The sequence below is a fragment of the Citrobacter werkmanii genome (assembly GCF_008693645.1).
Lineage (GTDB): Bacteria > Pseudomonadota > Gammaproteobacteria > Enterobacterales > Enterobacteriaceae > Citrobacter > Citrobacter werkmanii.
The window spans coordinates 3,871,169-3,896,977 of record NZ_CP044101.1 but is presented as its reverse complement, the minus strand read 5'-3'; the positions used below and the strand labels follow the sequence as shown (position 1 = coordinate 3,896,977).

At 49.4% G+C, this 25,809-nt stretch carries 24 protein-coding genes, 1 other RNA gene and 1 pseudogene; 10 read left to right on the top strand and 16 right to left on the bottom strand.

All coding sequences use genetic code 11. The annotated features are described in order from the left end of the window. Positions 1 to 135: 135 nt before the first annotated feature. Entirely contained in the window at positions 136 to 1,419 is a 1,284-nt protein-coding gene (locus tag FOB24_RS19315) for a hypothetical protein (RefSeq protein WP_150345589.1), read from the top strand. Between the two features lie 259 nt (positions 1,420 to 1,678). On the opposite strand, the gene FOB24_RS19310 is transcribed toward FOB24_RS19315, so the two are convergent. The 3 genes from FOB24_RS19310 to FOB24_RS19300 form a co-directional block, all read right to left on the bottom strand. Next, entirely contained in the window at positions 1,679 to 3,553 is a 1,875-nt protein-coding gene (locus FOB24_RS19310; protein WP_150345343.1) for a hypothetical protein, read from the bottom strand. 165 nt (positions 3,554 to 3,718) lie between these two features. After that, positions 3,719 to 4,594, bottom strand: coding sequence for an integrase domain-containing protein (locus FOB24_RS19305; protein ID WP_150345342.1), 876 nt, complete (start codon positions 4,592 to 4,594; stop codon positions 3,719 to 3,721). Between the two features lie 1,113 nt (positions 4,595 to 5,707). Further along, positions 5,708 to 7,387 carry an SgrR family transcriptional regulator gene (locus FOB24_RS19300; protein ID WP_150345341.1) on the bottom strand — a complete coding sequence of 560 codons (1,680 nt, stop codon included), beginning with the start codon at positions 7,385 to 7,387 and terminating at the stop codon, positions 5,708 to 5,710. A gap of 222 nt (positions 7,388 to 7,609) precedes the next feature. On the opposite strand from FOB24_RS19300, the gene ptsG reads away from it, so the two are divergent. The 4 genes from ptsG to hxlA are packed head-to-tail and all read left to right on the top strand — an operon-like array spanning position 7,610 to position 11,197. Then, positions 7,610 to 9,136 (top strand): glucose-specific PTS transporter subunit IIBC, encoded by a 1,527-nt coding sequence (ptsG, locus tag FOB24_RS19295; RefSeq protein ID WP_150345340.1) that lies wholly within the window; start codon positions 7,610 to 7,612, stop codon positions 9,134 to 9,136. Beyond that, positions 9,133 to 9,975 (top strand): glucose-6-phosphate isomerase family protein, encoded by an 843-nt coding sequence (locus FOB24_RS19290; protein WP_150345339.1) that lies wholly within the window; start codon positions 9,133 to 9,135, stop codon positions 9,973 to 9,975. The genes ptsG and FOB24_RS19290 overlap by 4 nt, the downstream gene beginning before the upstream one ends. Beyond that, positions 9,975 to 10,538, top strand: coding sequence for a 6-phospho-3-hexuloisomerase (hxlB, locus tag FOB24_RS19285; protein ID WP_150345588.1), 564 nt, complete (start codon positions 9,975 to 9,977; stop codon positions 10,536 to 10,538). Before FOB24_RS19290 ends, hxlB begins: the two co-directional genes overlap by 1 nt. Positions 10,539 to 10,561: 23 nt before the next feature. Continuing rightward, positions 10,562 to 11,197 carry a 3-hexulose-6-phosphate synthase gene (hxlA, locus tag FOB24_RS19280; RefSeq protein WP_150345338.1) on the top strand — a complete coding sequence of 212 codons (636 nt, stop codon included), beginning with the start codon at positions 10,562 to 10,564 and terminating at the stop codon, positions 11,195 to 11,197. An 84-nt stretch (positions 11,198 to 11,281) separates the two neighbouring features. On the opposite strand, the gene FOB24_RS19275 is transcribed toward hxlA, so the two are convergent. The 6 genes and pseudogenes from FOB24_RS19275 to FOB24_RS19250 form a co-directional block, all read right to left on the bottom strand. Then, complete coding sequence (locus FOB24_RS19275; protein ID WP_150345337.1) at positions 11,282 to 11,488, bottom strand: hypothetical protein; 207 nt, start codon at positions 11,486 to 11,488, stop codon at positions 11,282 to 11,284. A gap of 439 nt (positions 11,489 to 11,927) precedes the next feature. After that, complete coding sequence (locus FOB24_RS19270; protein WP_150345336.1) at positions 11,928 to 12,941, bottom strand: Gfo/Idh/MocA family protein; 1,014 nt, start codon at positions 12,939 to 12,941, stop codon at positions 11,928 to 11,930. A 10-nt stretch (positions 12,942 to 12,951) separates the two neighbouring features. After that, positions 12,952 to 13,932, bottom strand: a complete 981-nt coding sequence (gene srlE, locus FOB24_RS19265; RefSeq protein ID WP_150345335.1) for a PTS glucitol/sorbitol transporter subunit IIB — start codon at positions 13,930 to 13,932, stop codon at positions 12,952 to 12,954. Beyond that, positions 13,929 to 14,303, bottom strand: a complete 375-nt coding sequence (locus tag FOB24_RS19260) for a PTS glucitol/sorbitol transporter subunit IIA (RefSeq protein ID WP_150345334.1) — start codon at positions 14,301 to 14,303, stop codon at positions 13,929 to 13,931. Before FOB24_RS19260 ends, srlE begins: the two co-directional genes overlap by 4 nt. Continuing rightward, positions 14,300 to 14,821 (bottom strand): annotated as a pseudogene (gene srlA / locus FOB24_RS19255) (PTS glucitol/sorbitol transporter subunit IIC). Before srlA ends, FOB24_RS19260 begins: the two are co-directional and overlap by 4 nt. A gap of 112 nt (positions 14,822 to 14,933) precedes the next feature. Beyond that, on the bottom strand, positions 14,934 to 15,209 hold the full coding sequence (locus tag FOB24_RS19250) for a helix-turn-helix domain-containing protein (protein ID WP_150345333.1): 276 nt from the start codon (positions 15,207 to 15,209) through the stop codon (positions 14,934 to 14,936). A 129-nt stretch (positions 15,210 to 15,338) separates the two neighbouring features. Between FOB24_RS19250 and FOB24_RS19245 the strand changes: the two genes are divergently transcribed. The 3 genes from FOB24_RS19245 (at position 15,339) to FOB24_RS19235 (ending at position 16,860) form a co-directional block, all read left to right on the top strand. Beyond that, positions 15,339 to 15,611, top strand: a complete 273-nt coding sequence (locus tag FOB24_RS19245) for a helix-turn-helix transcriptional regulator (RefSeq protein ID WP_150345332.1) — start codon at positions 15,339 to 15,341, stop codon at positions 15,609 to 15,611. Between the two features lie 119 nt (positions 15,612 to 15,730). Continuing rightward, positions 15,731 to 15,982, top strand: a complete 252-nt coding sequence (locus tag FOB24_RS19240; protein WP_150345331.1) for a helix-turn-helix transcriptional regulator — start codon at positions 15,731 to 15,733, stop codon at positions 15,980 to 15,982. A 41-nt stretch (positions 15,983 to 16,023) separates the two neighbouring features. Then, positions 16,024 to 16,860, top strand: a complete 837-nt coding sequence (locus FOB24_RS19235) for a hypothetical protein (RefSeq protein ID WP_200028691.1) — start codon at positions 16,024 to 16,026, stop codon at positions 16,858 to 16,860. A 129-nt stretch (positions 16,861 to 16,989) separates the two neighbouring features. Here the strand turns inward: FOB24_RS19235 and FOB24_RS19230 are convergent, their stop codons facing one another. The 3 genes from FOB24_RS19230 to FOB24_RS19220 are packed head-to-tail and all read right to left on the bottom strand — an operon-like array spanning position 16,990 to position 19,779. Further along, positions 16,990 to 17,421, bottom strand: coding sequence for a hypothetical protein (locus tag FOB24_RS19230; RefSeq protein WP_150345330.1), 432 nt, complete (start codon positions 17,419 to 17,421; stop codon positions 16,990 to 16,992). 37 nt (positions 17,422 to 17,458) lie between these two features. After that, positions 17,459 to 19,528 carry a DUF927 domain-containing protein gene (locus FOB24_RS19225; protein ID WP_150345329.1) on the bottom strand — a complete coding sequence of 690 codons (2,070 nt, stop codon included), beginning with the start codon at positions 19,526 to 19,528 and terminating at the stop codon, positions 17,459 to 17,461. 35 nt (positions 19,529 to 19,563) lie between these two features. Further along, positions 19,564 to 19,779, bottom strand: coding sequence for an AlpA family transcriptional regulator (locus FOB24_RS19220; protein ID WP_020801525.1), 216 nt, complete (start codon positions 19,777 to 19,779; stop codon positions 19,564 to 19,566). A 529-nt stretch (positions 19,780 to 20,308) separates the two neighbouring features. Here FOB24_RS19220 and FOB24_RS19215 point away from each other — a divergent pair. Together FOB24_RS19215 and FOB24_RS19210 are read left to right on the top strand one after the other, a co-directional pair. Beyond that, the gene (locus tag FOB24_RS19215; RefSeq protein ID WP_150345328.1) at positions 20,309 to 21,145 is read left to right on the top strand and encodes a macro domain-containing protein; all 837 of its coding nucleotides are present in this window, start codon (positions 20,309 to 20,311) and stop codon (positions 21,143 to 21,145) included. A 142-nt stretch (positions 21,146 to 21,287) separates the two neighbouring features. Next, positions 21,288 to 21,800: a TIR domain-containing protein gene (locus FOB24_RS19210; RefSeq protein ID WP_150345327.1), complete on the top strand. Its 513-nt coding sequence runs from the start codon at positions 21,288 to 21,290 to the stop codon at positions 21,798 to 21,800. Positions 21,801 to 22,145: 345 nt separating this feature from the next. On the opposite strand, the gene FOB24_RS19205 is transcribed toward FOB24_RS19210, so the two are convergent. The 4 genes from FOB24_RS19205 to FOB24_RS19185 form a co-directional block, all read right to left on the bottom strand. Next, on the bottom strand, positions 22,146 to 22,790 hold the full coding sequence (locus tag FOB24_RS19205; RefSeq protein WP_150345326.1) for a hypothetical protein: 645 nt from the start codon (positions 22,788 to 22,790) through the stop codon (positions 22,146 to 22,148). 1 nt (position 22,791) lies between these two features. Beyond that, positions 22,792 to 24,039, bottom strand: coding sequence for an integrase domain-containing protein (locus tag FOB24_RS19195; RefSeq protein ID WP_190971843.1), 1,248 nt, complete (start codon positions 24,037 to 24,039; stop codon positions 22,792 to 22,794). Positions 24,040 to 24,205: 166 nt separating this feature from the next. Next, positions 24,206 to 24,569: a transfer-messenger RNA gene (ssrA, locus tag FOB24_RS19190) on the bottom strand. A 72-nt stretch (positions 24,570 to 24,641) separates the two neighbouring features. Next, positions 24,642 to 25,805, bottom strand: coding sequence for an HlyD family efflux transporter periplasmic adaptor subunit (locus tag FOB24_RS19185; RefSeq protein ID WP_150345587.1), 1,164 nt, complete (start codon positions 25,803 to 25,805; stop codon positions 24,642 to 24,644). Positions 25,806 to 25,809: the final 4 nt, after the last annotated feature.

Genomic DNA, 25,809 nt, shown 5'->3' with positions numbered 1-25,809 from the left:
TACAAAGTTGGTACGCCTACCGTAATTCAGTTTAAAATGATAAAGGCTTGATAAAATGTAACTTTGAAATGAATTTAACTGAGTAATGGTGACTAAATGGACATTAATAGTAGAGAGTATGCTTTTGTTATATGGATGTTAATAATCATTGCTCTGCTTTGGTGTAAAAAGGATATTAGTGATTCTTTTTATCAACTTATCAAAACATTTTTCCATAAACAAATTTTGACAGTATTAGGTTTTGCGGTTGTTTGGACGTCTATTTGTATTGTGCTTTTTTATGAAATTGGTGTTTGGAGTACAGATAATCTTAAGACCACTTTGGTATGGGTAATTACATATGCTTTCGTAACAATCTTTGAAACACATAAAATAAAGAGCAGTAAGTATTATTTAAAATCACAAATCAAAGAAACGATTGGATTAAGTGCTCTACTTACATTTATTCTTGAACTACAAAGTTTTTCCTTTGCTATAGAGTTTATAATATACCCTATTATGCTTTTTTTAGGGTTGCTGGCTGTCGTAGCTAATACGAAAAAAGAAACAGAAAAAATCGGAGCGACGATAAAGGTAGTACTAGGCGTTTTCGTTATATTTTATTTTGCCCATTCATTTTTTGTTTCAATTATGTCGCCTTCGGTAATGTTTTCTTGGGCTAATCTTACTGAACTTCTGACGCCAGTTTTATTATCATTTTCGTTTATGCCATTTATTTATATGCTTTACCTTTATCAAGCTTATGAAACTAAGTTATTAGGATTAAAAATATATTTTGACGATGAGGCTCTGTTTAATTATGCAAAAAAATTAGCGATTTGCTTCTTTAGAACAGATCTTGATGCTCTTAATCGCTGGGTAAGAAACATACATATTAATGAAATTAAGACGAAAGAAGGAATTAAGGCAAGTTTAAAAGACGTAAAATTACGGAAAAAAATCGAATCTAATCCACCCGAAGTAGATAATAAATATGGGTGGTCACCATTCTTAGCCAAAGATTTTCTTGTTGGAAAAGGAGTTGACACCAATGATTATCATTTCAGTTTTGATACTTGGATATCATGTAGTCATATGATTGAGATTGGTAATGATGGTTTATTTCGTGATAATGTTGCATATTATTTATATGGAGATGAATATGCTGCTAAGAAACTCAAGTTAAGAGCTAATATAAATAATTCACCCATATCAAATTGTTCAAAAAATACCATTTCATTGCTTGCGGAAGAATTAATATCAAAAGCATTAGGGGATGATGACTTTAATATTAATGAGCTATTTAGTAAGATCCCAGTTATGATAAAGAAAGATAATCGCTATGTGTCTATTACCAAAGAGGATTTTGCAAGCCAGAATGGTGGGTATACTTTAGAAGTTGTTATAGAGATCGAGGGTTATTCTTCAAAAGATCACTAAATTACATTATGAATTGATGAGATTTTTTCAATGAACTCATTCTCAATTCATTTTATTCGTGATGGATGCAATGTAGGGCGATTATTGAAATTATAAAAAAGTTAAGAGAAATGGTTGCTATACTAGAAAAAAAGATTAAACGATCTGATTTAAAATTTTCCAAATAAATGGCCATACCTGTGAAAGCATCGTTATGGCCCATACATTCGTATGGGCTTGGTTGATGTGCAAATAGTATAATGCATCGAATTAAAACGTACTATTTAGGCATGTCTTGTCTTATTTTATGTACCAACATTGTGTTTCTTGGAGTATTTAAAGTTAAAGCTTCTAAATTACTAAATATTTCATTGCTGAATATATTTGAATTATTGGTGGTGACTTTTAATAATTTGAAAATCCATGGTAGCAACGCAATATAACCCGCTCCCGATAGTCCCTTATACTCCATTACTGCCCCTGCAACTACTGGGGCAAAACCTGACAAGTCTAAAATAGACAAATTTTGCTTCCTCTTTTCAATTGCTTTAATATCTTTATTTAGAGAGTATATCTTAAAGCTTAATTCTTCAGGTGTCAGATGGGCATACTCTTGTAATATTTGTGGGATCATACGTCGACTGTATTTGCTTAAGATGTCATCTAACTCGAGAACATTCATGTCGTTATTAATAGTGAAAATATTTGATAGTAAAGTCTGTATCTCCATTTCTCGAAGTTCATTTTGTGATTGCTGAACTCCATTATATATGCCATTAAGGATTTTACAGGCATTTACCTCAGAATAACCTGTGTGCTCAAAGGGAAAGTGATGTGCCCCTAGCCCTAGTGAGAACTCAAGTGACATTGCGCTTGTCATTAGCTCAATACCATAATCGCGACCGCGTGATTTATATATTTGGGCTGCAAAGCTTGCCCCACAAAATTGACTAATACCCAATGCACCTCTTTGATTTATGCCATACTCAAAAAATGCTATATTTTCCGATAACGACTCTGCTAATATTTTAAGTGCATCGACTTTTGAATTGTAGCATTCTTTCAATAAGTTATATTGAGTGCTGCTATCAAATGCGAATCCAAATAATCCTGTTTTTTCTCTAATTGCTAATAATGTCGCGGCGGCTAATCTTCTTGAAAATAATACACATTCTGGATCAACAGACAGAACATCCGCCAAAAAATTTGAATCATACCGCTGGAGATTTTGGAATGCGACGAATTTTATACGTCCACGTCGAACTAACTCTAACAGCTCAATCTTGCTTATTTTAAAAATGTCATAAAAACTCTGACTATTGGGTGAATCTGCTAATGGAATTGCAATGATTACAGTGTCATACAGTGATATATATTCTCTTATGTTATTTCGTGGAAATACACTGGCATCGACAAAGCATCTGTTTTGACTCTTTCTGAATGAATCAATAAGACATTCATCCTTGGTTAGATTGACATCTGAAAAAATATTGGCTCTTTTTTCTGTCCAAAAGTCTTGATCCTCTTCATATTTCTCCAAGATTTCTTTAGGTTGATTATTCCTAAGGTATTGACTCGCAACTAATGTAAGATTTCCTTGTGTATTACTTTTCTTTATTTGATGATTATAATCAGGTAGTTCATGGTCTGTTTTAATATTGTATTTATAACCATAAAAACCTAAGCTTTCACATATTAAAATGATTTCATCAATATCATTAGGAGTAAGTTCTTTATTGAAGGTAAATGTAAAACTGTTGTCGGACCACTTCATGTCAACATGAAAAGGATGAAATTTAGATGGTATGGCTATGCGTATGTTATTATTAAATTCGAATGCGTTAAATGGTTGGCCAAATAAACTTACTTTTTCATATGTATTTCTAAGATCTATTTTTATATAGTTGTCTTTTACTTCTTCTGTAAACGTTGGTTCCGGAACACCTGCGGTTTTAAATCTGTAGTTGTAAAGTTCTTGTATTTCATCTAACGTAGTATTAGATTCTTTGTAATTCTGTATTACAGCATAAATACTGTCTTCGTCATGAAATAAACCTAAGTGATTGAATTTATAGTTTTTGATTATAAATGCTTCATAGTTATTTTTTAAAACTTCAATCATTGACGGAGATGATTTTAAATATGAAATTTTCATGACACAATCCTGGTTTTAGATGAATCTTGGTATTTTAAACTCAAGTGTGGTGAAATGGAAACAGTACACATTATCTATCTATATTTTTATTGTGCATTTAAAATTTTAAAGTAGTTATGAATTTTTACATACAAAAAGGAATGAAACATCTTGTATTAGTGAGATTCAATCAGTATACCCGTATACCTGCTCAATATATCTTCCCCGCCCATCACCATGCCCCAGATCCGTTGAAGTCACCGCCAGCGCCTCTTTATGGCTCAGACCCTGCTCTTCGTAATAGCGGATCGCATCCTGCGCCCAGGCATAGCGCAGGGAGTGGGGAGAGTATTCCCCCGTCAGCCCGGTATCGCGGAGATGGTTGTGCCAGTAGTCCATTGCGGATTTCAGATCCGGCTTGTCAATGAGATGCCCGTTACGCTCCCCGGCAATCCCAAGCGCCTCTTTCACTGCCTGACGAACCGCTTCCCGGTCCGTCACCTGTGTCATGCGCGGTCGCCCGCCTTTGGTGCCGAAGATCACCGGTAGACGTTCAGCCCCTTTTTCCAGCTGTTTATCCCAGGTTTTCAGCGACTGGCAGCACTGTACCGCCTCCTGACCACGCAGGCCCATCACCCGCGCCAGTTGCAGGCTGGCTGCGAGGCCTGCGTCGATATGATGAACCCGGTCCAGTACCTGATGGTAAAGCGCATCCGGAATGGCCCGGTGCGTTCCGTCGCGGCTGGCACCGCTGATACCGAGTGATTTGTTGCTGATTAATTCTGACTGGCTGAGTTGTGTGCGTCCGGCTTCAACCAAAATAGAGCGCACCATCGCCATCTCATTCTGTAGCGTTCGCAGCGAAATACCCTGTTCCAGCCGTTCATGGATATATCCAGCGACGTGTCTGGCTTTGAGCTGGCTGGTGCTGGTGACCTGAATATTCTGCGCCAGCAGATGACGGGCAAAACGCTGCGCCATCTGTTCGCGGTCGTGGACAGTTTTGTGGCTGCCACCTGCGTGGTGCGCCTGTTTTTTCATATCCTGTGACAGTCGCGACATGCTGACTCCTCCGCCTGATGCGGTAGCAATATTTTCCGGCGCGTGGGGTATGCACGGCACTGAACATTGCGCCATGCTGAACAATACCGGTGCGCCGGAAGGCGAGAGTTTAGGTATGGTGGGGTACGGTACTGCACGGTGTGCAGGCCGCCTGCCTCAGCAGGGATGCCCCCGGATCGTCGTGATCCGCCTCCGGTACTGTTCATTCCTCCTTGTTATCTTTTTGACGCAGAAATGATGGCGTCAGAGGGTTAATACAACGATAAGCCTGATAAGACGGCGGCTGGCGCAGCGGTGTGCGTCGGCGTCACTTTGTTTTGCTTCGCCTCCAAAGTGACGCGCCGCCGTTTCAGACAACCTGTTTACTGGCGCAGAGATACGCTCCGTCTAAAGACGCGGTACCAACCTGCCTCTTGTTGGCACAGGTTATAGCAGCAACAACGACCGGACTGCGTCAGAGACGCCCCCGCCGTATTGTCCGGCTTGCGGGGTTAAGGGCTTGACCAACCTGACATAGCAGCCAGGCACAGTCCTCTAAGGTCGTGGCTGTCTCGGGTGCAGTCCCAGGACTGCGGCAGTTACCGTAAAAATAGCATTGTTGATGCGATGGTCAAGCTGATTTAATCCGCATAATTCATTGATAATAAATAACTTTATTATCATGATGCAGTATGCGGTTTCATGAGCATCAGAAGATTGGGAAAATATTGTCCAGAGAATGCCGCGGCAGGAAGGATTCTTTTACATCTCTGGTGAGGCTTTTATGGATAATTATCCAGAAATGCCGCCCGCAAAGGCTCGCTAAAGCGAGCCTTTGCGGGCGTAGATTTTAATTGTTCTGATGGTTCAAACCACGCTATCTCAGCCGTACCTAAAATACTTAAACGAACAGAATTGGGTATGCAGAATGATCTAACGCACTATGCGGAATGTTACTCTGATGCTGGACGCAGCTCTTCTGGATCCAGAAACGAAAAAACATGCCAGTTCTCCCAGGCAAGAAGAAAATCAGGAAGAGCTAAACAAAACGAATTGACAGCCACAATGGTGCAGTTCTCTCCCTTACCCTTAAAGGCCTTTAAAGGCCCTTTAGCGAGCTTTTGCGGGCGTGCATTATTCGAGCCAGAGCTGGCTGAAATCCGGCCATCCCAGCGTATTTAAATCCCGCCAGGTAAATGACTTCTCGGTCGCAAATTCCATCCAGTGATGCAGCAAAGGAATGACATATCGCTGATGGGTCATCTCATGGAAAAAGGCGGCAATAATTGCAAATGCCTGTTCATCATCGCTGTTCAAAATAGTCGGTAGCAGGGCGTTCAGATTTTGTCGCTGGGCTTCAGGCAAGCGCGTAAATAGCGCGGTGGACGCCAGCCATTCCAGAAACGCCGGAACCGAAAGCGTATCGAGCATAAAGTTGCTGAGCCAGATATCCGCAGGGGGACGCGGCTGGCTGTTAAAGCGGTCAAATGGGTCGATCCGTATTTCGGCGCGAATATGCCAGCGTTCAAGCAAGCGGCGAATTGCTCCGGCAAGCTCCACCAGTTCCGGTTGCTGAAAGGTGCTGATAATAACCGGCTGACGCAGGTTAAACGGCGCGGTGACCCCGCCAAAATCCACCGGGCGGTGGTTCCATTGCGGCAGCATACCTTGAGCAACGGAGAGGATGCGTGCATATTCGTCGGGAAGCTGCGTCTGGCTGAGGAGTTCGACAGGTTGCAGCAGGTAATTGATAAACCGTCTTCCGGCCTCATCTGCAAAGGCCCCGTCACTGTCCAGCAGCACAAAGCAGCACCCCTGCTCCAGACTACGCTCGTTGAGCGGGCGGTCATCCTGCGCCTCTTCGCCCCGCAGCAGGGGAATAAAGCTCATGCTGATATGCTCCGGAGCCCAGGTGAAAATGGTGAGCTCATCCAGTCCGGGGCGCGCCTGATGCCAGTGTTGATTGCGCCGCAAAACCATAAAGTTGTCGCTGTGCTCCTGTAGGTGGAAAGCGCCGGTACAGCGGATGTGTCCGTGCTGGTAATCAAACAGCATCGTCGGCTGGGTGGCGAGCAGACAGTCGAGCCGCCTGACCGGGTGATGCGTTTCAATCGCCAGATGCCAGGGGGCGTCAGCGGTGATGGTTTTGATTGGGCTGAAAAGCGGGGCGAACTGCGGGCTCTGGCTGGCGGCGAGCAGGCAGCGCTGAACGGCGCAGGCATCCAGTTCGCTGCCATCGGCAAAGCGGGCGGTGGATTTCAGCCAAAACTCCCAGCGGGTAAAGTCCTCGTTGTGGGTCCAGTAGTGGGCGATATCGGGGACGATCTTGCCCTGAACGGCGTCATAGCGCGTCAGTCCGCTGAGGCACTGGCGCAGGAGGTGGCGTTCGGTTCGCCGCAGTGGAACGAGCGGATTAAGCGGATCCAGATTGCGGTAGTAGGGGATGCGCACCCGCGTTTCGCTGCTTTTATCCTGTACCCCAAAGCGCCACAGGCTCAGGCGATCCAGCAGATACTTGTCGTTGCCGATAAACCTCAGCACGTTGCCGTAATCCTGCTTCTCCAGCAGCTTATTGACGTTCTGGCTGAACAGCTTTTCCGGCGAGGTTAACAGATGGAGCCGTGAGCGCTTGCCGCGTCCGCGCTGGGGCTGCCAGTCGAGCCATTTTTCCTGATGCATCTTTTTCAGCGCAATCCGGCAGTTACGCACCGAACAGCCGAAGATGGCGGCGATCTCCTGCATCTGTAATTCGTGCGTCTGACCTGCGCCGTAGCGGGCGTGCAGCCTGCGAAAATGCGCCTCGAAGATACTCATATGATGGCCTCCCGCCGAACGCGATTTCCTCTTTTATCCCTTTCTGACGGCTTCTGGCGTGATTGCCCTCATAAATTTTCCGGTTTTAAGCGAAAACCGGAAATAACTTTCGTCGTCGGTTGCTGTTTTTTTAATCATCTCCGGTTCGGATACTGAAGGTGTTCGGAGCAGAACCTGCTGTTGTGCGAATCCCTGTCATAAAGACGCGCTCAGGAGATCGAGATGAAAAGATTCAACCTTCTGCAAATGTTACAAAGCATCGGGCGATCGTTAATGATCCCCATTGCCATGCTGCCTGCCGCCGGTATTTTGCTGGCCTTCGGCGTCAGCTTTCAGGATCCCAATATTGTCGCCAGCCTGCCGTTTCTCGGCGCTGACTGGCTGGTTCACGTGCTGAAGCTGATGGCGGAAGCGGGTAGTGCGATTTTCGCTAACCTGCCGCTGCTGTTTGCGGTCGGCGTGGCGGTAGGGCTTAGTGACGATCAGGGCATTGCCGGGTTATCGGCGATCGCCGGGTTTTTGATTATGAACGTCACCATCGGCCAGTTTCTTGGGATCACGCCCGAATCGGTGGCGCAGGTGCGTGACTACACGATGGTGCTGGGCATCCCTTCGCTCCAGACCGGCGTGTTTGGCGGCATCATTATCGGGATTATCGCCGCCTGGCTGTATAAACGCTATTACCGCATCCAGCTTCCGTCATGGCTGGAGTTCTTTTCCGGCAAGCGATTTGTGCCGATAGTGACTTCCTTCGCTGCGCTGTTTGTCGGGCTGGTGATGGCGGTGGTCTGGCCGCCGGTTCAGCATCTGATTAATGGCCTGTCGAATACTATGACGGTGCAGGGGCCGGGCGTGTCCGCCTTCCTGTTCGGTTTTGTCGAGCGGCTGCTGATCCCGTTTGGTCTTAACCATGTCTGGTGGCCGACGTTCTGGCTGCAGTTTGGCGAGTACGTGAACAAAGCCGGGCAGGTGGTGCATGGCGACCAGCTTATCTTCTTTGCCCAGTTGAAAGATCAGGTGCCGATTACCGCCGGAACCTTTATGGCCGGGCTGACGCCCATCAAGATGTTCTGTATTCCGGCGATTGCGCTGGCGATCTACCGCTGCGCCAGCCCGGAAAACAAAGCGCGGGTGAAGGGCATTATGCTCTCTGGCGCGATCACCTCCATCGTCTGCGGTATCACCGAGCCGATTGAGTTCTCCTTCCTGTTTGTTGCGCCCGTGCTATATGGCATTCACGCCGTCCTGGCGGGACTGGTGTTCCTGCTGATGGAGTGGTTCAGCGTACACATCGGGCTCTCTTTCTCCGGCGGGCTTATCGACTATCTCTTCTTTGGCGTCCTGCCGCGCGCGCCTCACTGGTACATGGTATTCCCGGTCGGGCTGGTGATGGGAGCGGTGTACTACGCCCTGTTTACCTTTGCCATCCGCCGCTGGAATTTGCTGACGCCGGGGCGTGAAGTCGAAGAAAGTGCGGTGACGCAGGAAAACGAACAGAACGACCTGGTGAGCGGCATCATTCTGGCCTATGGCGGGCTGGGGAATATGACCAGCATCGAGGCCTGCATGTCGCGTCTGCGCATTGACGTGACGGATAAGACGCTGGTGGACAAAGCGCTGCTGAAACAGCTTGGCGCGGCGGGCGTCGTTGAGGTCGGGAACAACATTCAGAGCGTCTTTGGCATGAAATCCGATCGGCTGAAAGAGGCGATCCGCGCAGCTAACGCGTATACACAGGAGGCAAAATGAAACAGCTACACCACAGCGGCCTGCCGCTGTATCTCGATGACGATGGCGTGATGGCGCTGAAACTGCCGCTGAACTATCTCGGCTTTGGCCGCAAAAGCGCCGGGCAGATGGCGGTGGTCTTACCGGAGTTCACCGAAGCGCAGCGTGATGAACCGGCTTACGATGTCTATCGCGGGCTCAGTTTTGCGGAGGATCAGGAACGGCTCACCGCTGACCAGTACCAGTATGACATTACCATCATCATGCCGGGGACGATCGGCAAGGAGCGCAAGAAAACCAGCGGCCATTATCACGGCTATAACGACACGCGGCGCAACACCCATCCGGAAGTGTATGAGGTGATTAAGGGCACGGCGGCATATATCCTGCAAAAGTCGCCGGATTTTGCCGTCGCACCAAAAGATCTGCTGGTGGACGATCTTATCGTGGCGGTGGTGAAGGAGGGCCAGAGCATTATCGTGCCGCCGAATTACGGCCACTGTTCCATCAATATCGGCGACGGGCCGCTGGTGTTCAGCAACCTCGCGTATAAACCCTGCGCGGTTCACTACGACACGGTGCAGTTTTACCACGGTATGGCCTGCTACATCGTGGAGGAGAACGGGCAGCTCTGCGTGCGCAAGAATCACTACTACCCGCATATTCCGCACATCAAATTCGCCACCGTCAAAGAGAACCCGCATCTTGGCATCACCTTCGATACGCCGCTTTACCAGCGCTACCGCGCCGCGCCGGAACGTTTTCACTTTCTGGGGCATGTCGATAACTATGTCCGGGAAATCATGGGGATGCTCGAGTATCAGGATGATTTATTCCCGCTCTGTCAGGAGGACGCATGATGGAAACGCAATCTGTTGCAGGCGTCGCCTGTAGCGACCTGCATCAGGCGATGGCGCGGATTGATGGCGCTGCGCTGGCGCGTCTGGAGCAGGCCATCGCTGAAGCGAACGCGATATTTGTTTTTGGCGCTGGACGTTCGCTGTTAATGCTGAAAGCTCTGGCGATGCGCCTGATGCATATCGGCCTGAAGGTGCATGTTGTCGGCGATGTGGTCACGCCTGCTCTGCAAAAAGGCGACCTGCTGCTGCTGGCCAGCGCATCGGGCGAAACGGCTTCGCTGGTGAATGTGGCTACGAAAGCAAAGCAACTGGGGGGCACAGTGGCCCTGCTGACCATTTTCCCCGAGTCCACGCAGGGGAAACTGGCTGACGTAGTGGTCAGGATCCCGGCCTATACCGACAAACTGCCGGATGGACCGGATAACGTGAAAGGCATTCTGCCCGGCGGCAGCCTGTTTGAAGAGGCGGTCATGGTGCTGGGCGATTCCATGATTGTGAATCTGGCGCAGTCGACGGGATATCGCTTAACCAAAGGCTTTGCGCTGCACGCCAACCTCGAATAGTCATTCGACACAAGGAAACCAACATGAAATTACAGCTTGCCCTGGACGAGTTAACCCTGCCTGAAGCGCTGGTATTTATCGATAAGGTGGTTGATGACGTTGATATTATTGAGGTGGGCACGCCTTTTCTTATTCGGGAAGGCGTGAAGGCGATTAAAGCCATTAAAGAAAAATATCCACATAAGGAAGTACTGGCGGATGCGAAAATTATGGATGGCGGCCATTTTGAATCGCAGCTGCTTTTCGACGCCGGGGCAGATTATGTCACGGTGTTAGGCGTCACCGATGTGCTAACAATCCAGTCCTGCATTCGCGCAGCGAAGGAGGCTGGAAAGCAGGTGGTGGTGGATATGATCTGCGTCGACGATCTCCCCGCGCGGGTTCGCCTGCTGGAGGAGGCGGGCGCGGATATGCTGGCGGTACACACCGGCACCGACCAGCAGGCGGCGGGGCGCAAGCCGATAGATGATTTGATAACGATGCTGAAGGCGCGCCGGAAATCCCGGATTGCAGTAGCAGGTGGCATCACCAGCCTGACGGTAAAGGACTATGCGCTGTTAGGACCGGATGTGGTGATTGTGGGATCAGCGATCACGCATTCGGCGGATCCGGCTGGTGAGGCGAGGAAGATTTCGCAGGTGTTGTTGCAGCATCACTGAGGTGAAGGCGCAGGGGGAACTCTGCGCCTGATTTCCTGATTACAGTTGTACATACAAATTAATCATTCTGGGCAATGTATTCATTTATTCGACTTCAGCGAGAACCTTGATATTTTCTGGATTTTGAGTGTTTTCTTGAGGCGGAATAACCTCATAGCCAGTGCGCTTTACTATCCAGAGAAAAGTATCCAGGGAGGCTATATGTTCATCTTTTCGAATCTGGCGAACATTGGTAACAACACCATTTTCAATGGTTAATGCAATATTGATAGCTTCATGCTCAGTTTCCATTATTTAATCCTCATATGGTGGTTTTCAGATAATTTTATCGTGTTGGCGCGGAGAGGCTTTCATGCGCCCGAATAACACTATCCGCTCATCCAATTTTTATATTGTGTGGTAGTGCAAACAAATAGTCGGAAAATTTTGCGATTTCTTATAAAGAATAATTTTTGCTATGTATCGAAGGAAATATATGGCATGAAATAGATAACATTATCCAAAACACGGCAGTTAGTTGGTTCGTCAGAGAAAAACGTATGCTTCAAGGAATATACTAAGTATGTGAATATTGCTGTGGCAAAGCATACGCGTATTACTATTCCAGCAGATGGAGGTTGGGACAGTTGGTTTGATAGTGGAAGCGTAACGTCTGATTTTATGGTGACGCGTGGATAGAGCTTAATAAAATAGTACGAGACTGGCGCAGAGAACTATCTGCGCCATTAGTTTAAATGTTTTCAGGTTTACCGCTTTCCAGACTGCGATGCACCGCCTCGCAAATCCGGCTGACCGCCAGTCCGTCCTCTGCCATCACCGGGTACGGCGAACGGTTCCTGACCGCCCGCACAAAGTCGTTTATCGGATCGATGCCGAAGCCGCTGGCGATGCCGTTGCGGTAGTTGATGAAGTAGCTGTTGGGCGTAAGTGTCTTATCCGGGGTGGTGATTTCCAGCCCCCGGTGCTGTGAGGTGCTACGGATATACATCGTCCCGCTGAGGATCTCAATGCGCCCGTCGTTGTCTTTCGGAAACCCCTCCGGCAGTACCCATGAATTCTCGACTACCCACGAACTGCCATCAGCCATGGTCAGCAGGTTCTGCACGCTGTCGTGGGTGTCTATCCCGTACACGTCCAGCAGTTGCTTCTGGCCCACCGCATACACCGATACCACCTCCTGCCCGGAGAGATACCGCACCAGGTCGAAGCAGTGGGAACCCAGGAACCACACCGGGGAGCTTGCGCCCGCCCAGTTCAGCCACTGCGTCGGGACCGTTATCACATCGTCCATACTGATATGGCCGCGCAGGATCTGCCCGGTTTCCGGTTTCTCCAGTTCAGCTTTGATGCGCATCACCGCCGGGTCCCAGCGCTTGTGAAAATCGACGCCGACCAGCAGGCCCCGCTGCTGCGCCATCTCCACGATAAGCTCGCATTCGCGTACCGAGGTGGCGAGCGGTTTCTCCGCCAGCACATGCTTGCCGTGGCGCAGGGCGGTGAGGATGGATTCGGTGTGGTACGGATCCGGCGTCGCCACCGAGACCACGTCGATGGCTTCCTCTTCCAGCAGTGTTTCCAGCCGGGTATAGCCGATTACGCCATATGCCATGGCAAGGTCATCGCAGCGCTCTGCATCGGTGTCGCAGATGGCGACCAGGACCGTGTCCGGGTTATGGCGGTACGCATTCATATGGTGTTTGCCGTAGATACCCGCGCCGACCACGGCGGCTCTGATTTTGTTCATGATGATGTCCTCAGAATAAGCCCAGGGAAAACAGCCAGCCGATGATGACGGCCAGCGGCCCGGTCAGTTGCCTCGACAGTAAAAAGGCAGGGACGCCTTTGGCGATGGTCTCCGGCTTTGCCTCCTGCATGGAAAGGCCCACCGGGACAAAGTCGCAGCCGACCTGCACGTTGATGGCAAACAGCGCGGGCAGGGCGAAGGCCGGAGATATCGCACCCGCGCCAATCTGCGTACCAATCATCACGCCAATCACCTGCGAGATGGCCGCGCCCGGCCCGAGCACCGGGGAGAGGAACGGAATACCGCAGATGAGCGACAGCAGCACCAGTCCCCACAGCGAGTTCGCCAGCGGCGTCAGGGCGTGGGCAATCAGGCTGCCGAGCGCGGTCTCCTGCACCAGGGCTATCAGCAGCGAGACAAAGGCCATAAACGGGATAACGTTACGCAGGGAGACATCCACTGCCTCGCGGCTGGCGGCAAACAGCAGGGCGATAACGTGGCCGACGGCGGTACCTGTTTTTTCGACCATGCGCACCAGTTTCTCTGCGCCATGCGGAGGCGGCGGTGTGGTGATAACCCGTGGCGCAGCGACAGGCACGGACTCTGGTTCACCGTCCGGGGCTTCGGCGGTATCCACGAGAACCAGTTGCTCCATCGTCACGCCGGAGACGTAGTTATCCTCGTTAATAAACTGCGCCAGCGGTCCGGCCCGCCAGGTAGGCAGCACGTTGATGGTCGGAATACCCTTCTGCGGATACAGGCCGCAGCGCAGGGACCCGGCGCAGTTAATCACCACGCACAGCAGTTCCTCATCCGGGGGAATACTGGCAAAGCCATTGACGATTTCCGACTCGGTCAGTGCGCCAATTTCAATGGCTACGGGATGGATTTCGCGCCCGGTGAGTGACAGCACCTTCTTGCCACTGGCGACGGGCAGCCACAGCCCCTTACCGTAGCCTCCGGGGCCGGGAGGAATGAGCACCGTGTTCATGGGCGTCCCTCCGCAATCACCAGTTCCCCGTGCAGGGACGCAAGCGCAGGCAACGGACCGGAGAGGTGGACCACGCCGGGATGGAAGGCATTCAGCCCGCCGTCAAACTTCATGGTCAGGTGGCCGAGTTCAAACAGCGCCTGCTGCGCCCCTTTACCCACGGCGGTAATGAGATAGCTGAACCCGGCCAGTAAAAGGGTGTCACCGGGCAGAATGAACAGGCTCTCTTCACGTAATAAGGTCTCCAGCGACAGCGAGTAATCGAGGCAGTCCTTCGGCCCGTTGCTGTCGAAGGTGATCAGCATTTTGTCGGTCAGACCATCGGCAACAAACACCCCGACGGCGACGATATGTGCACGGTAGGTCATCATGGCACGTTCCCCCGTTTGCTGAGACGCAGAAACAGGTACTCGGTGATAATCCCGCGTATCAGGCCAATCAGCATGGCGGCCGCGATATAGCGCAGAGCCAGTGAGGTGACCGGGAGACCAAGCGCCTGTATTCCGGCAGCGACGCCAAGCCAGACGAACAGCTCTGACGGCACCACGTGGGGGAACAGGCTGGTGAGCGGATGGGCAGTGGTGCCGAGTGCGTCCTCATAGCCGGGCTTGCTCTTCTCGGGCAGGAGCTAACCGAGCGTCAGCGCGCCGGGGCTGCTCATAAAGAACCAGCCGAGCACCGGCAGCACGCCGTAGGTGAGGATGCGCGAGCGGCCGAGCAGGGCGGCGACTTTCTCCATTCTGACGGTGCCGACCAGCTTCATCAGGAAGTTGATGGCCAGCAGCAGACAGATAAGCATCGGGATAAGCCCGGTCATCATGTCGAGGAAGATTTTGCCTGCGGCATGGAACAGGTGGATAAAGCCTTCAGCCAGGGAGACCAGAAACATGGCGGCCTCCTGTACTCAGTGCGATGGTGTTGGTTTGTGGTTCGGTGTGCATAAACAACTCTCCTGTCAGGTGTCGTTGGTTAATGCGTCCTGCCACTCACAGCGCGGGTCGTTATGTCCCGGAGTTGTCGGTTGTTGTCATGGGGTGAAGCGGTTTACGGGGTTCACGTTTGTTACTGGAGTTGAGGTAACGGCCGGGCCAGATCTCTGACGGATGCACGTCGAGCGCGATGGCAATCAGCCACTCGCCTTTCGGCCACGGTCGGCTCAGAGCATTCGCCAGCGTCGAAGAGGCCAGTCCCGCTTCCCGCGAGAGTTTTGCCAGACTGGTACCGCGCTTGTGTAAGGCAGCAACGATGTCGGCGGGGTGCCAGTCTTTTTTAGCCATTCCGTTTACCTCTCTCATGCCTAAAACCAGTTAAGACAATCAGTTACCATAACTTTAGTAACTCTAAAGATAACCCATCTTAAGGAATGCTAAAGATGCTGTCAATATAACCACTAACAGGGCAAGGTTATGGTTCCGAAACGTCTTAGGATTGCGAGAGAATTAGCGGATATGTCACAAGAGGAGTTGGCTATTGCGGCAGGTATTTCTGAAGAAACGGGGTATTCGAGAATGTCCCATTACGAAAATGGCCGGCATAAACCTAAATTCGAACTGGTTTGTCGATTTGCTGAAGTTCTCAATGTGCCTGAAGGCTACTTCTACACACTGGATGACAGTTTTGCTGATACGATGCTGAAGCTATATGGGGGAAAACGGGTACAGTGGAAAAGATACGTATAAGTTAATTGTTCCCGTTAGTGCACCCATTGATGTTATAGTTTCTATCTTTATGAAGTCTAAAGATAAAAAAACTTGAGTAATGCTAAAGATTATCGTGAAATCCTCACCGGACACACGGTATGATCCCCAAGAGACTAAAAGAAGCTCGTCTGCGAGCAAAGCTGACCCAAGAAAAACTTGGTGTACTTGCTGGTATAGAAGAGGCTACAGCGTATTCGCGTTTGTCGCACTATGAGAATGGTACACATAAGCCGACGTTTGAGTTGGTATGTGAGTTTGCTCGAGTGCTGGATGTGCCAGAATGCTATTTTTATATCCGTGATGACTGTTTCGCGATGAAAGTGCTAGAATTATACTTAAGTGATAAATAGAAATTCTTCTACCTCAAAATATTATATGGATGGGATGATAAGTGAGCGCCAAAGAAACACTCAAACAACTAAAGGCAAATGAAAAAGATCTCTTCATCATTCATTATTCGTGTGAGAATTTGAATGATAACAATGAAAACTACTCACCTAGAATTACATCTATTGCTGTGTTACATGTTGGTAGTGCTACCATGCATAGTTTTTCAATTCATTTAGTCGCTGAAGTAAATAAAATTGAAAGAAATCTGATAAATGAACATTACGATGCTCTTGAAGGGGAGATGTTAAGGCAATTTTTTGAGTTTGTATCGGATAATATAAACGGCTATTGGCTTCACTGGAATATGACAAATATAAATTATGGTTTTGAGGCTTTGTCTCACCGATATAAAGTATTAACTCAGAATGAATCCAAAAGAATACCTGATTCTAGAAAATATAATCTATCAGCTTTAATTTTATCCGTATATGGAAAGAATTGTGTTGAACACCCCAGAATGGCAAGTTTTATGAAGCTTAATGATGGAGAACATAGGGATAATTTAACAGGAAAAGAAGAAGTAGAAGCATTTGCTGCAAAGGAATATGTGAGATTGCACAAATCTACTATGTCAAAGGTTTACTGGTTTCAACACATGTATTTTTTATTGCAGCAAAACAAAATTAAAGTTCATAACAAAAATTTATCATATAAAGTCAATGTTTTTGTTGAAAGACCAGTAGTTAAAATATTAGGTGTGATTGCTGTTATGTTTTCTGTTTTTCAATTGCTCCAGTTTAGTTGGCAATCATGGACATCATATAATGAAAAGTCACCTACCGTAATTGATAGTAAAACAACTGGCGTTGATATGAAAAATAAAGAAACTAAAAGTTAGTACGTTATAATTTTATTGGGATGAAGAGCTTATGATTGCAGTAGGATTGCGATTTTTAGAGCCGCCTCCAGTTCACTTCACCCTGTTTCACTTAAAATAGACGTTAGCTCAACTCCTCATTCTTTTCGGTCACTGCCAGCGCCAGTAGAGCGCTGGTGACACCATCTGAAATAGTGCCGCTGAGCACGTAGTTTGAGCTAATATGGCTTTGCCAGCTTGCATGAACTTGTAAAATACATAGCCGCCTTTGTTTGAAAACTGAAAATATTTTTGCCCTTTAAGGGCAGGCCCGTTCCCCTTATTCTCCCTTCCTTTCAGCCTTTGCCTTTTCAGTCCCTTTTCGCCATTTTCATTCCTTCTGTTTTTGAGGTGGTACAGGTGGGACAAGTGGTACAACCGCGCCAGCCGTGGCTTTGCGCTGTACCACCTGAAAAATGCCAGTCTGAAAAGTGGGACAGAATCAGCAACACCTGTCCCACCCTGTACCACTTTTTTTAAACCAAATTCTTTAAGGTGGGACGCTGTAACCCGCGCCAGCCCTGCGTGTACCACTTGTCCCACCCTGTACCACCTTTTTTTAAGACACGCGAGATGGCACTCAGATACTGAGGATGCGGGAGGTGAGGCGGTAGACTCTGGCTTTGCCGATCTCCGGCAGGCGAACCTGCGACTGGTATTTCCCGTCGCTGCCGGGCAGCAGGCATTCTGCTTCCTGGCATAATCTGGCCGCTCTGGCGGGACTGAATCCCCGGCACATTTCCCGCCAGCCCTCCGGCAGGATGTGAAACAGTGTGTGCTCTTCACCCGTCAGCGGATCTTTTTCCACCCTGCGAAAGCCCACCATATTCAGCGGGCGGTCCGGGCCGTCCCACGAGGCAAAACGGCTGTACTGGTGCGCGGTAATGAACCGCTTGATCTGTGCCAGCACGCCTTCATCCTCCTGGTTGGCAATATGGCCGCGTTCGTTCAGCCAGGCGTGCAGGCAGATCTGCACCGCCTCATACGCCGTGCCTTCCTGCCAGCCCGTAATGCCGTGCAGCGTCGCCATCTCTCCGGCCACCGCCAGCAGGGCAAAACGGGCCACGATGCGCTGCACCTGGTTTCCGGCGTTGTCCGGCATCAGGGCGGTCTGGTAGCGGCGAAGTAACTCTCTCGCCAGGGTGGTGCTGGCGTCCTGGTCACTGGTGAGGAAGGCCAGCCAGGCACGAAAGGCGGTGCCGTGGAAGCGGGCGACCTGGTCGCAGAGGGCATCGGCAAATTGCTGGCCGCTGGCAAAGCCGTGTAGCTGCTCAAACGCGCCATGCTGCCCGGTGTCGCTTGGGATTTGTACCATGCGCACGTCCATCCCGGCGTAGAGGCGCTCCCCGGCGCATTCGGTGTGTTCCGCCAGCGACAGCTCCCCGGTGGAGAACAGCAGCAGCGTCCAGTGTCTGCGGTTGCGTACTTCGCCGTCGGTGCGGGCGCGCCCCTTGCCCTGGCCGTTCGCCAGCATATAGGCAATCATTCCGGCCTCACGCGGGTCCACTTCGCGCAGTTCATCGAGCGGCAACAGGGCATCATTGTGTCGGCTGGCAATTCCTTCCAGCGCATTCCCGGTGGCCCGCCAGGAGTGCCAGTAATCCGTGCCGCCACAGACGGAAGCAGCCACCTTCATCACCGTGGTCTTGCCGTCGGTGGACTCACCACGCAGGTGAAAACCCCCGCCGCCCGTTCCGGTCAGGCGCAGCAGCGGGGCGGCCAGCGCACAGCAGACGGCAAAGACCAGTCGTGAATTGCCTGCACAGAGTGCGGCGACCTGCTCCTGCCACTCCGCCAGAGTACCACCCTGCGCAAAGCCGCCAGTCAGATAGTGGCTGCCCTGGAGAATGACGTTGTCGCCACCGGGACCGATAACCTCATCCGGCAGCACGTACACGCCGTTGTGCCAGCCGGTTTTCTCCACGCAGGTGACCCGGCGTCCGGGGAGTGACCGCGAGATGTACTCGCACAGCAGGCTGCGCAGGGCGGGGCGGGTGGAGATGTAGGTCAGGCCGTTCTCCAGCAGAATGCGCCTCAGCTCCTCGCCGTTGCCGCTGAGCATTGCCATCGGCATGGCCCAGCGCCGCAGCTGCCCGGTGGTGGTGTGCCATTCCAGCAGGCGGCCATAGCTGCCGTCATGGCTGTCGCAGGTGATAGCGGTGACGCGCAGCGGGGAACAGATGCGCTGGGACTGGACGTCGCTTTCCCCGTCCCGGCGTTCGGTGAGCTTGTCAAACCACAGTGCCTCTTCATCGAGGCGGAAGTGATCCGGCAGGATGTCAGAAGGCCTTTCCTGCCGCAGGCGTGCAAGCTGACCGCTCCAGTCCTCCAGCAGCTCACCGTCGGGGCTCATCAGCCGGGCCATCTGCACATCCGCATGTGCCAGTTTTACGGCGATTTTCAGCAACTCCTCTTCGTGGATATCGCCAGTGCGGAGTACCCGGACGTAGAGTGTGTTGGGTCTGATAATGGTCAGATTATCCAGATCGGCCAGTTCATCCGGGCCGAGTACCACCGGGGGAACATCATCTTCCCGGTCAGGATCTTTCCGCCAGGCGCGTGAGGTCTCCCATGCCAGGCTTCCGGCAAGGATCACCACTTCGAGCGTGCGGTCCGGAGACTGCTTACAGAGAAAAGGAGCGCGTTTCATGATGGGGTATCGGTCGGCTCATCCCTGAGCGTGGATTAACGGATGGCGGTGCGGCGCTGTTGCCACTGGCGGATTTCAGCGGCATCGAAAACCACCAGTCGGGAAGAGAGGTGGACGGGGCGGGGAAAGTCGGTGTCTTTAATCAGGCGGTAAACCGACGATTCGCTCATCGCCAGAAACTGGACTACCTGCCGCATACGCACATTGCCGCTTTCGGGAAAAGCATCGTTACTGTCAGCACGGGTTTTCATGATTGCACCTCACGGGAACAGAGTGTCGAGGCGGTTATAGCGCGGAACGGGGAGGGGAGGTATAGGTCCGGGTGAAAAATCGGAGTCCGGATAGAAATGAATGAGTCTGAAAGCAATGGTTAGATTGGAAAGTTTTAAATTTACATTTAACTTGTTGTAATTTAATGTTTTTTATAATGGGGTGTTCTTAGGGGGGAACTTTATAAGTTGTATGGATGGCTATGAACGTCTACGGAAGCTTTCTACTCTATTAGAGTTTTTGACATCTTCCTAATGGTTCATTGAAATCGATATGCGACCACCTATATCCTTTCGTTGCTCATACTTCGGCCCTCTGTTTTATCAACACGCTAAGGCTATATTATGCATTGCTGTCAGGCTATAGTTTTATAAAAACACGCACTTTTTGTATGGATTTTGTGTGATCAAATTGTATAGAATTAGGACTGCCATTCATTATTACGTGGATGGGATAGCGCTAGATTGGGTTCAGCAATATATAAATATAAATCCTTTTCAGGAACCGAGAATGTTAAAAGTTAATTTTTTTGATAGAAAGGTTAGGGCAATATTTTATAAGTATGCAACTGGTATTACAGGGGCTATTGCTGCAATTGTTTTATTTTGGGATATTCCTGCTAAATATAAAAATCCTGCCGGAATAGTTTGTGGTATTATTTTATTTGTGATTTACATTATAATCTGGATCGTTTCAAATAAAATAAAATCTATTGATTTAACCGTTGACGGAAGTACAGTGACAATTAAATCTGGAGATATTTTTGCTGAGCAAGGGTTTAAAGTCATAGCTTTTAACGAATATTTCGATACGCAGGTTGATGATAAAATCATTGCCTATCATAGTCTTAATGGATTGTTTGTTACAGAACATCTTTCCTGCACAGTTGAGGAACTTGATAACCATATTCAACAGTATCCTTTTTCAAGGGATGATGTTTTAGATTTTAAATACGAAAGATTGTCAGGTAAAAAACAAAAATATGAACTCGGAACTATTTGTGTATGGGAGGATTATTTATTAACAGCATTTTCTAAATTTAATGATTTTAATGAAGCCCGTTTAACAATGCCAGAGTATCTTGAATTCTTGATCAATTTTTGGGATAGAGTCAACCGAGTATATGCACAGAAAAGTGTTTCTGTTCCTATTTTTGGTTCGGGCATCACACGTATAAAAGAGCATAAAAATATTACTGATGAAGATTTGTTAAAAATTATGCTTTGGACATTTAGAATAAGTGAAATGCGTTTTACGCACCCTGCTAAATTAACCATAATTATTCATAAGGATAAAATCGACAAAATAAATTTATTCGACCTTCAATCAGCACGAAATGGATTGTGATTCACTTAAATTAATTTCATTGAATTGATTTTTTTATTTTTCAATAAAATTACATTTGAACTGGTTAAATGTTAAATGTTAAATGTTAAATGTTAAATGTTAAATGTTAAATGTTAAATTCAAAGAAAGGAGTTGTAATATAATGGTGTATAGAACGAAAACATATATCGCTGGTGAATGGGATGGAGATCAAGAAGCAATTCAACAGTTACATGCTTGGAATGATAGTAATTATTGGAGTTTATCCTTCACCGATGCGCATGACTTAACTCAGGCTCGGGATAGTAGTCTGAACTGCAGCATAAAATCTTCTTTAGCCACACGCCTTAATGCTTCTAAAACATTCGTTCTGGTTGTTGGAAATAATACTAAAACTGCTAGAAGTGGTAGTTGTCGATATTGCAGTAGCTATAATAGTTATTCTGGCTATTGTGCCAGAGGGAATTCAGTAGATCATCGCAGCTATATTGAATATGAATGTGATAAAGCTTTAAGAGATGGTTTGAAAATAATTGTTCTTTACAATGCTGCGTCTGTTAATAAAGCTAAGTGTCCGGATTCATTAAGGAATGCAGGTACTCATACAGCTATGTGCTATTATGATAAGGGAAATTATTACTGGGATTATTTAGCTGTGAAGACAGCCTTGAGCTAGCTGTGTTGATATAAATGGAATGAATGTTTTTTATTCTTGATAAATATTCATTCCATCACCTTGGAACATTTTAATATATTTTGTTATAAACTAAATTTAATGCATAAATAAAGTTGCGAGCTAGGTTAGAGTACAGATTTCATATTTGTAATGTATATGATTGTTATTATCTTTATGATTGGTGTGTATATACCAAGATACCCCATACCAATAGAGGGAAACTCTTGGCTTATTAGATGATGATTGCTATCAGATACATTCTGGCTTTGCTTAACGACATCTAAAGAACTTATTTGTTATCCAGAATAGTGACTATTGCCAATTCATTAAACACCTTACAGACACCTATAGTTTTTTCTCCCGCCCCATCTTAAGCACCTCATAAAAGGTCCCTCGTCCAAGCCCATCCGACGGCACTTCCCGCTCCTGCACCAGCGTTTTCAGCTTACGAAGTATCCGATCCGAAGCCGGTTTATCAGGCGTCCCATAACGCCCGTCAGTCTCCTCAACCAGAAGCTGAACCAGTAACCAGCAGAGCCTGGCAGTATTTTCCCGAGCCTTGTCGCGCTTATGCATTCCACGCAGGGAAGGTTGTGCTGAAGCAGTGAGATCCGGCAGTGCATCGTCACCGAGCGTCTTCAGCCACTTGCGGCCACGGCTGTTGCGTGACAGTTTCATCACCGCCTTCAGGCTGCGGGCCTTAATTTCTGGCGGCGTAAGTTCGTCATCAATAAGCCGCCAGGCCAGGGCAAACATCTCATCGGCATAGAACATACGTTTATTCGCCGGGGCGCTGACCATGCCTGTAGCTTTGATGGTGCGGCTGATGGCGTCGTGCAGGATACGGTAATTTTCCTGATGTTCTTCCGGCAGGGCGTTTGCCGGTTGGGAAGCATCGAGGCCGAGAAGCAGAAGGGCAAGATGCCGCGCTTCCAGCAGCGGCATATCACATTCCCGTTCAAACAGATTCTGACGAATGGGACTGGTCACATTATTCTCCTTCTACGATCCGCAGCGGTTCTTCTGCACCGAGCAGCACCTGCCGTCTGGCGGCATCAACGTAGTTTCCCCACCACTGCATCAGCGGTCGCCTTTGTTCCAGATAGTCGCTGCGGTTGTAGGCCGCTTCGATCTCGTCTTCTTTCTGGTGTGCTAGCGCAGATTCCAGGACTTCACGGGGAAAATGACCTGCTCCCGCCGTTCTGGCGATGCTGCGCATACCGTAGGCGACCAGTTCGCCGCCGAACCCCATGCGGATAAGCGCGGCGTTCGCGGTCTGCTGGTGCATGTGCTCCAGTGGTTTGCGGATGCTGGGGAAGACCCACGGACGATGGCGGCTGACGGGTTCCATAACCTGAAGAACGCGCAGCGCTTGTTTGCTAAGCGGCACCGTGTGCGAACGGTTCATCTTCATAAAGGTGTCAGGGATACGCCATTCCGCTTTTTTCATATCGATATCGCACCAGCGGGCGCTAACGGCTTCGCCGGGGCGAACCCAGGTCAGTAGCTCCCATTCGATAAGGCAGCGTGTTTCCTTGCGGATAGAGGCGTTCTGTAGCGCCAGCATTAATCTGCCCAGTTCACTGGGGTGAAGGGCGGGCATGTTCTGCTTTTTCGGTTTCTTGAAGCGGGCGACCAGGTTGTCAGCCGGATTGAACTCGATGAGCTCTTCGGAGATGGCGAAGCGGAAGATTTCATTAAGCCGTGAGATGACTCGCCGCAGCGTTTCGAGGATGCCCTGTTCTTCCAGCGGTGTGAGGTGTTCCTTGAGCATCTTCGGGCGGATCTCAGTGACGGGCGTGTTACCCAGAGAAGGGAAGACGTGCATCTCCAGCGAACGCCAGACATCTTTGGCGTGATCTTCGCTAAGATCGCTGGTCCGTTTCTTCTCTTTGAGCCACTGTTCCGCAACTTTTTCCAGCGTGCATTCATTCTGGATGCGTTTTTCTTCGGCTATTCCTGCTAAGTGTTGACGGGGATCGATGCCCTGCCAGAGCAGTCGTCTGTATTTCGTGCGAGTTTCGCGAGCCATGGCCAGTGTAACGACCGGGTAAGGGCCAAGGCTGGTTTTGGTGCGCTTTTTGGTGACGGGATGATAATACTCGAAATGCCAGGCCTTCCTCCCTGAAGTCTTAACCAGCAAGTACAGGCCTTCACCGTCCCGTAGCTCATAATCCGTGCTACGGGGCTTCGCGCCAGCGATCTCCACATTTGTTAAGGGTTTCAGTTGCTTAGGCATGTTTTAGCACCACGCTTTTTTAGCCCCACGATACCGTGGTGCTAAACATGGTGCCAAAAGGTCAAGATTCATACAGAGATCATGACCACACATGCAACAAAAAAGCCTGCAACTCGTTGAAGTTACAGGCTTTTTTAAGGTTCATGATGCATCATGAATGAATGTTTGGTGGAGCTGGCGGGAGTTGAACCCGCGTCCGAAATTCCTACATCCTCGGTACTACATGCTTAGTTCGTCTTTACATTCGCCTGGCACCTGCGGACGGACACGCCACTACCAGACTAGCCTGATTAGTTTTAACGCTTCAACCCCAGGCAGGGCATCCACGCGATCTCTTTTGGGTTTGACCTCTCTTTGATCCCCGTCTTAAGAGCGGAAGCTAGGGAGAGAGGGCTCAGAGCAGGTTATTAAGCTGCTAAAGCGTAGTTTTCGTCGTTTGCGACTATTTTTTTGCGGCTTTTTACGAGGCCAACCGCCCCTCGGCATGCACCTTGGGTTTCGCGAATCCCGTCGAATCCAGAATCAGCCCCAATGTGTTAGAGCAAGTATAACAGACTTGTGACACGCGTGACCAGCCCCCGCAACCCCTAATCCTCAAGGATTTACCGCTCGCGTAGCGCTTCTTTAGCCCGATTAAACGGTTTGATTAAATAGTCGGCGATGGTTTTTTCACCTGTTTTTATATCCACTGTGGCAATCATGCCCGGTACGATGGAGAACTGGCGTCCCAGTTTGTTCTCCAGGTAGTCCTGATGGGTACGGATAAACACGCGGTAGTAGAAGATTTCCGGTTTCACTTTATCCTGAATAGTGTCCGGAGAGATGGTTTCAACTACGCCTTCCAGACCGCCATAAATGGCGTAGTCATAAGCGGTTATCTTGACCAGCGCTCGTTGGCCTGGGTGAATAAATGCGATATCACGCGGCGACAGACGGGTTTCAATGAGTAGATGATCGTCTATTGGCACGATTTCCATCATTTCGCCATTGGGTGGGATAACCCCGCCAATGGTGGTGACCTGGATATTTTTCACGATGCCGCGCATGGGCGCGCGCACGGTCAACCGGGTGACGGAATCCTCACGTCCTTTCAAAATGGCCGCCAGCATATCCACTTCGGCGTTGGCTTTAGACAGCGCTTCACGCGCCTGCACAAAGTATTGGGAACGCAGGTCAGTGATTTTTAATCCCAGATCGCTTTTTTGTCGTTGCAGGCGCAGCACTTCCACATGGCTGGCGGCGCCGCTTTTCTCCAGACGTTGGGTAATGGCCAGCTCTTTATTGACTGAGACCAGCGCGTCCTGCAGTTCCGCCATGGAATCAGCAAGCTGCGCGCGGCGGCTTTTATACAGACGCGTTTCGGAGGCGATGAGATCCGGCCAGGCGCGTAGTGAATCGGGAAAGGTCAGCGGCAGATCGTTAACTTCAGCATTAAGCCGCGCGCTGGAAGCCAACGAGGCGCGATAGCGGGCGGCGCTTTCCCCAACGTTGGACTCAGAGCGGGTAGGATCGAGGCGCGCTACGATTTGATTGGCCTGCACCTTATCGCCCTCGCGTACCGTCAGCTCGGCGAGGATCCCGCCATCCAGCGACTGCAATACCTGCTCACGTGAGCTGGGGATCACTTTCCCGCTGCCGGTCGAGACTTCATCAAGTTTACCGAAATACGCCCAGATACCCAGCACGGCAAATAACAGCGTGCTGAGCAGAATAATGCGGTTGGCCCCGGAAAAATGGTGTTCGCGGCGGATATCCAGATCGTCCATGGCG